This window comes from Paracidobacterium acidisoli (assembly GCF_003428625.2).
GTDB classification, from domain to species: domain Bacteria; phylum Acidobacteriota; class Terriglobia; order Terriglobales; family Acidobacteriaceae; genus Paracidobacterium; species Paracidobacterium acidisoli.
This window is the reverse complement of sequence record NZ_QVQT02000008.1, coordinates 2,500-9,217: the sequence shown is the minus strand read 5'-3', so window position 1 is coordinate 9,217 and position 6,718 is coordinate 2,500. Positions and strand designations below refer to the sequence as shown.

At 61.5% G+C, this 6,718-nt stretch carries 3 protein-coding genes; all 3 read right to left on the bottom strand.

Going from position 1 to position 6,718, the window contains the following annotated elements; genetic code table 11:
- The coding region (locus D0Y96_RS18905; protein WP_158562490.1) for an NHL domain-containing protein at positions 1–4,673 on the bottom strand (4,673 nt) is incomplete at its 3' end.
- Between the two features lie 62 nt (positions 4,674–4,735).
- Entirely contained in the window at positions 4,736–6,184 is a 1,449-nt protein-coding gene (locus D0Y96_RS18900) for a hypothetical protein (protein WP_147325147.1), read from the bottom strand.
- Between the two features lie 12 nt (positions 6,185–6,196).
- A partial coding sequence (locus D0Y96_RS18895; protein WP_491562720.1) for an outer membrane beta-barrel protein occupies positions 6,197–6,718 on the bottom strand: 522 nt, incomplete at its 5' end.

The following is a 6,718-nucleotide window of genomic DNA, read 5'->3' as shown; positions in this document are numbered from 1 at the left end:
GTCAGCGGAGCCTGATTAACGGTGATGGTCTGTGAGACGACCGGCGCCGCTGCATAGGTACCGTTGCCATATTGGTTGGCGTTCACCACGATGGAGCCCGCACCGGTGATCGTCAGCATGTTGCTGCTGGTGATGAAGCCGGGACCTGACGCGACGGTGAAGGTTACCGGCAGCTTCGAGCTGGCGGTGGCGCCGAGTGTGATCGGCTTCGCGCCGTAGGTGACGCTGCCGACCGGACCGAAGCTGATGGTCTGGCTTCCCGTTCCGGTAATGTAGAGCGTTCCCGGCACGAAGCTCAGATCATAAGCGGCAGGCGCGGTCAGCGATCCCTGCGCGATGCTGATGGGGTAGTTGCCGATCGGCGAGTTCTGCGTGCCCGCCGTGGTCAGAACGGGAGTGCCGCTGGTCGTATCGCCGTTGACGAGACCGTTGATGGTGTAAGTCAGCGCAGGGATGGCGCTGCCCTGAGGGACAGAGATGTTGTTGGCGGCGATGGTGAGCGTCGGACCGCCGGTTGAGGTGGTCGTCTGGCTCACCGGTTTGGCGGCGGCATACAGCGTCGAATTGCCGTTTTGATCCTCGCCGAACTGATACGCAGTTATCGTGATCGCGCCCGAGCCGGTCACGGTCAGCGTGCCCGCGGTCTGGTTCACAGTTCCTGGGCCGGAGACACGGTAGCTGATGGGCAGGCCCGAGCTGGCCGTGGCATTCAGCGGAATCGTCTGGCCATAGATCACGCTGGCCGGCAGCGCCGGGAAGGTGATGGTCTGGGCCGTGTTTCCACCGATGGCGATTCCTGAACCGCCTGCCGTGATGACGTTATTGCCGCTCACAGCGTTGTCGGCGTTGCTGGCCACGGTGATCGCGGCCGCCTCCGCGCCCTGAATCGTCGGGAACCACTGCACCTCAATATTGCAGGTTTCGCCGGCGGCCAGAGAGATGTTCGACGTGCAGTCGGCGCCACCGCTCGGCTGCTGCGAGAAATCGCTCGGGCTCGGCCCGGGCGTGGGTGAAGTGTTGGCCACGCTGATGCCGGAAAAGTTCAGCGGCTGCGCGCCGATGTTGGTAACAGTAAAAGTCTGCGTATTGTTCGTGCCCTCGTTCTCGCTGCCGAAGTTGATCGCCGTCGTGGTCACCGGCACTTCTCGGATGAGGTTCAAATGGCTGTGCGTTATGTAAAGATTGCCCTGACTGTCCAGATCCATCGCCCCCAGTTCGTCATCCAGCTGGGCATTGGTGGCCAGGCCGCCGTCGCCGCAGGGTCCGGAGGAAGGCGTGCATGATCCGCCGCCGACGATGGTGTTGATCGTGCCCGTCTGTGCGTTCACCACCCGGACACGCTGATTAACCGCATCCAGGATGTAGAGATTGCCGGCATTATCCAGGTCGACTGTTGTGGGGTTATTCAGTTGCGCGCTGGTCGCGGGCCCGCCATCGCCGCTGTAGCTGCCATTGAATCCCCCATAAGCCCCAGGCGAGACATAGCTTCCGGCAACTGTGCTGATGATGCCGGTTTTGGCGTCGACCCGGCGAATCGTCTGGTCGCTGGTGTCGGCGATATACAGGTTGCCTGCCGCATCGAGAGCGACACCGCCCGGGCTGCTGAGCAACGCGAGCGTTGCCGGCTGGCCGTCGCCGCAGGGCGCTGTGCTGCAGATATTGAGGCCATAGCCCAGGTTATTTGTCTGGCCCGCAGTACTCGCCGTGCCGGCTACTGTGGTGATGATGCCGGTCAGCGCATCCACGCGGCGGACAAGGTTGTTTCCGCTATCTGCGAGGTACAGATTACCGGCATTATCGGCAAAGATACCGTCGACACTGATCTGCGCGCTGGTTGCCGGACCGTTGTCGCCGCCATATCCGGGGCCGCTGCCGAGGTTGCCGGCAACGGTCTGGATGATGCCCTGCGGATTGATCCTGCGAACAACCGCGGAATCGCCTCCCCCGTTTCCATGGTCGGTGACATATACATTGCCGTAGACATCCACTGCAATGTTTCCGGGGCCGGAGAACGCAGCCTGGGTCGCCTGAACACCATCTCCGCAGGGAGCGGGACTGCATTTTCCTCCGCCCGCGAAGGTATAGATGTTTCCGGCCTGGGCATTGGGAATACCGGCGATCGTGCCCTTCCCGGAAGCGATCACGCGAATCACACTATTTCCCGAGTCCGCTATATAAACGTTGCCGAAGCTGTCTGCTGCCGCAGACCTCGGATCTCCAAGCGTAGCATTTACGGCCAGACCACCGTCCCCGGCATAGCCAGGATTCGGTAGATCATACTGCCCATTGGTGATCGTCGGGTATACTCCGGCGATCTTCTCGATCACTCCCGGAGTGAATGACAGTTCTCCGCCGCCGTTGACGGTAACGGTTACCGGCACCGAGGTGTTGGCTCCAAAGCCTGTGGTTCCGCTGAAGACAGCGATGAGCGGATTGCCGCCGATAGGCAGCGTCGAGGTGGTAAAGGTCGCCATGCCCGAGCCGTTGACCGCGACCGCAGCTCCCAGAGGATTGTCACCCTCCTGGAAGGTGACGGTACCGGAGGTGACGGGAGACCCGCCCGGCGTCGTCACCGTTGCGGTCAGCGTGATGCTCTGCCCGATGGTTGCGATCGTGGTGGATGCGGCAAGAGAGACGTTTGCTACCGGAGCTGAGACGGATGCGACATTCACCGGTACATACGATGATGTGCTGCCGGTAAAGTTGGTGTCGCCGTTGTACTGTGCGGTGATCTGCAGGTTACCGGCAGGCAGATTGCTGACCTGGACAGTCGCAACTCCATTGGTTAGCGTGCCGGTTCCCACCTGCGTCGAACCGCTGAAGAGAGTTACCGTTCCGGTGGGCGTCAGCGTATCGCCGAACTGCGGTGTCACCGTGGCCGTGAAGGTCGCCGTCTGACTGTTGTTCAGGACTGTCGGCGGCGTGGGAGAGACTGAGATGGTGGTCGCCGTGGTTGCCTGCGCGATCGTCGCGCTGAGCGCAAGTGTGTTGTTGCCTCCGGTGGCGTTCAGCGAATTGCTGGCCACATCCAGCGCGCCGGTGACCTGGCCGGGCGTGGCGCCGTTGAAGGCAATCGCAACCGCGCAGGCTGCTCCCGGCGCGAGGCTGGTGGAGGCCGTGCAGTCATTCGATCCACCGCTGGGCGTCTGCGCGAAGGGGCCGGTGAAGCTGAGAGCGCTGAGCTGGAGCGGCTGCGCTCCGGTGTTGGAGATGAGGTAAGCGCCGTTGCCGGCGATGGGAAGTCCAATCGTCCCGGAGAAGCCCAATGCAGATGTTGCGACAGTCGATTTACGAATCAGGGCGCGGCGAATCGTCGCCTGACGGTTGGCAACATAGATATCTCCGCCAGGATCGACGGCGATCGCCAACAGCGACTGAAGGTTTGCGCTGGTAGCCGGGCAGCCATCGCCGAAGGTATCAGTATGGGCCGCGCAGACGGTCGCTTTCACGAAGGAGAAACCGAAGACAGGAGTGAGAATACCCGAGAGATCGACCTTCTCGACCTGAATCCCGGCCATGAAATATATATTCCCGATCGCGTCGAAGGCCACGCGATTGCCGACGAGTCCGTATGGGATAGCGACGCTCGTAGCCGGCGCTCCCAGAGCGATCGGACTCGGGCCGCTGCCGCTGGCGACAGCATTCAGGCTGCCGCCGCCGGCGACAGTATAGATATCTCCAGGTGTGGGGTTGGTCAATCCGGGAACGCTTCCTGCAACATAAACAACGCGGATACGGCTGTTGCCGGTATCGGTGATATAGACATTGCCCGAGGAATCGAAGGCGAAGCCTCCGGCATTGGAAAAGCCGGCCTGGGCGAAAGGACCTCCATCCCCGCAGGCATCGGATGTATTGGTGTAAGTGCAATCGGCGGTCTGGATTGGATAGATATTGCCGGCAGTGGTATTGGTGATGCCGAACGGATTACCGGGCGAGGTCTGTCCGGAATAAACCACGCCTAACCCGCTGCCATACGCGCCGATGAAGTAGATATTCTCCTGCGCGTCCACTGCGAGGCCTCCGGGAACGTCGCCCCCCGGAATGTCGTTAAAGTAGTTGGTCACTGCCGCAAACGAATAGATGGAGCCGGCGACAGGCGAGGTTGATTGCGCAGTCAGCTGGGGAATGGAGCCGGCGGCATAGACCACACGTATTGCTCCCACGCATTGATTCCCCGCACACTGATCGGAGAGGAAGACGTTGCCCTGGGCATCCACGGCAATGTTTGTCGGCTGCCCCAGGATGGCCTGGGTGGCGGGACAGCCGTCGCCTGAGCCGGAACCGGAGTCGGCCGAGCAGACGTTATTCGCGCCGCCGGCCAGGGTGTAGACATTTCCCGCCTGCACCGCAATCCCGGGCATCGCCGGAATCGGCTTGCTGCTGGCCGCGATGACTCGAACGACGTCCTCCCCTTCGTCAACAATATAAAGATTGCCGGCGGAATCATAGACGATGTCACCGACGGCAGTCATCGCCAGCCCGCTGACCGGCCCCGTGTAGTCAGCGGCTGACGCGCCCAGTTTTCCTGTCGTGTCTCCGGCATAGGTGCTGGCCATGCCGGGCGTGAAGGCCAGGGTCTGCGCACAGGCTTGCGGAGCAGGCGAGAAGACAGCGGCGACAGCCAGCAGCAGAGCTCCCAGGCGGCAGAAGACGGATGCGAAACGATGCGACATAAAGCCTCTCTCAAAAAAAGCCGGTGAAAATTCGTAGTTCATGGGGCCCTCTGCGAAGGCGCTCATTGCTGATACAGGAAGAAATCCATGGCTCCATACGGGGTGACGTGACCACCGGTCCTGGGATCGGGGTAGTTCTGCAGGCTGAGGTCGTTGACAGTGACGAAGATCGCGTACTTGCCGCCGGGATTACCCACCACCGCTTCACCCTTGAAGATGCAGGTCGGGTTGCCGTTCGCATCTGTGCCGCCATACGGCTGTTGAATACAGGCCTTATAGGTATCCGGCACAGTCACGGTGACAGATTTATACAGGCCGTTGTTTGCCGAGTCCTGCGTGCCGAGATCGATGGTGATATTCGCAGCGGGCGTCTGCGTCACGTCGTCATTGGGATACGCACCACCGGTGATTGCTGTACCCGAGCCGGAGGCGCCCGATGCGCCGGTCTGGCCAAAGGCCACCGGCAGCGTTCCGGGAAGGCCCAGCACAATATCATCGATGGCGTCGTACTCGAAGCCCAGATACTTCGCGCCGGCCACTGCGGAGGTCGAAAGCTGGCTCGAAGGCTGCTCCACGCCCACCAGGCCCAGCGGACCGGTCTGAGCCGGCGCAAAATCGAAGAGCGTTGGAGCGCCCTGGTCCTGGTCCACCATGAAGTAACCCGAGGGCGAGGCCTGCAGAGAGTAATTCAGGTTATTGGTCGCAGCACTGGGCGCTATGGTGACCGCGAAGCCCAGCGCCGTCTCGCCGCAGCCTCCCGCAGGCAGAGCGGTGGCATTGAGATTCGTTCCGTCAAAGGCGAACATCTGCAGATTGGTAAAATTCCACGTCACGCCATTTGTCTGGGCAGTTACGCTGCCGTAAGCGACATAAGGCCCGAGAGCAGGACCTCCGCCTCCATCGGTCGAATCCGGGTCCGGCGTGCCCAGCGAGATGAACTGATACGTAGTTGGTTTGGTAAGCGTAAGGCAGTTGCTGGTCTCGACGCCGACCGCCGGCGCGATAGTGTTATTGCCGGGGCGCAGCACCACCGCTTCACCCGGAACTTCAAGCGCATAGCCCGCGTCGCCGGGCGTTGTCGATCCGTTCGCAGTCAGGCTATAGAAGCTGCTGCCGGTAAAGCTGCCCAGCGTGGCGGCAAGCGGTGGAGTATGAGACGGAGAACCGGCAATCACTGCTCCCTCATGTTCAGTGTTCTGGTAGCTGAAGAACTTCGAGCTGTCATCGAGGGCAATCGCCCACCCGCCGCCGTACTGAAAGCTGGTGCTGTTCGGAATCCCGCTGACATCCCACTGCAGGCTCTGTGTGCCGATGTAAGTGGTGTACTGCGCCGACGATGACCCACCGGCCACACCGGGATTATCGGCGGTATTGCTTTTGCTGCCGCCTCCGCCACACCCTGCGCCCGCCAGCCCGGCCACCACCGTCACCAGCAGAAGCGCCAATCGGCTCACACTCACGCTGCGCTTCTCCGTTGTTTGCCCGTATTGCCTGTTCATAACCAGTCTCATTTCTCCGAATCGCTAGAAGGACAGCTTGAGGCCAAGCTGCAGGGTGCGCGGAAGGTGCGCATCGACGGGGTGCAGGAACGAGCTGCCCGTAAGACAGTCCGTTGTGTTGTCTCCAGCCGCCGAATAGCTTGTCTCCGCGGAGTCTGAATAGCAGCTTGCGGTGCGGTTGGCCGTGCTCTGCCCCAGCGTCGGATTGGGATCGTAGATGCGGAACTGCGTGTGATTGAAGACGTTGAAGGCTTCGGCCCGAAACTGCAGCGAGGACTCGTGGAGGAAGTGCAGCCCGAAGTTCTTCTGCAGAGCCGTATCGAAGTTCCAGCGGTGCGGATTGTTCAGTGAGTTGCGTCCCGCGTTTCCGAAGGTCAGGCCCCGTGGTGCGGCAAAGGCTCCAGGGTTATAAAGCAGTGGCCCTTCGCTGCGGCTGTTGTTCCCGGCCGCCGGGATCTGATTACGCGGATTGCCGATAAGGTCCGGGTAAGAACCGGCGCCCACACCATTGTCGACACCGGCGTTATCCAGCACCGAGACGCCATT

What these genes read in the sequence shown, in the direction of transcription:
- D0Y96_RS18900 (WP_147325147.1), bottom strand. Translation starts at nt 6,184, where the DNA reads ATGAGACTGGTTATGAACAGGCAATACGGGCAAACAACGGAGAAGCGC.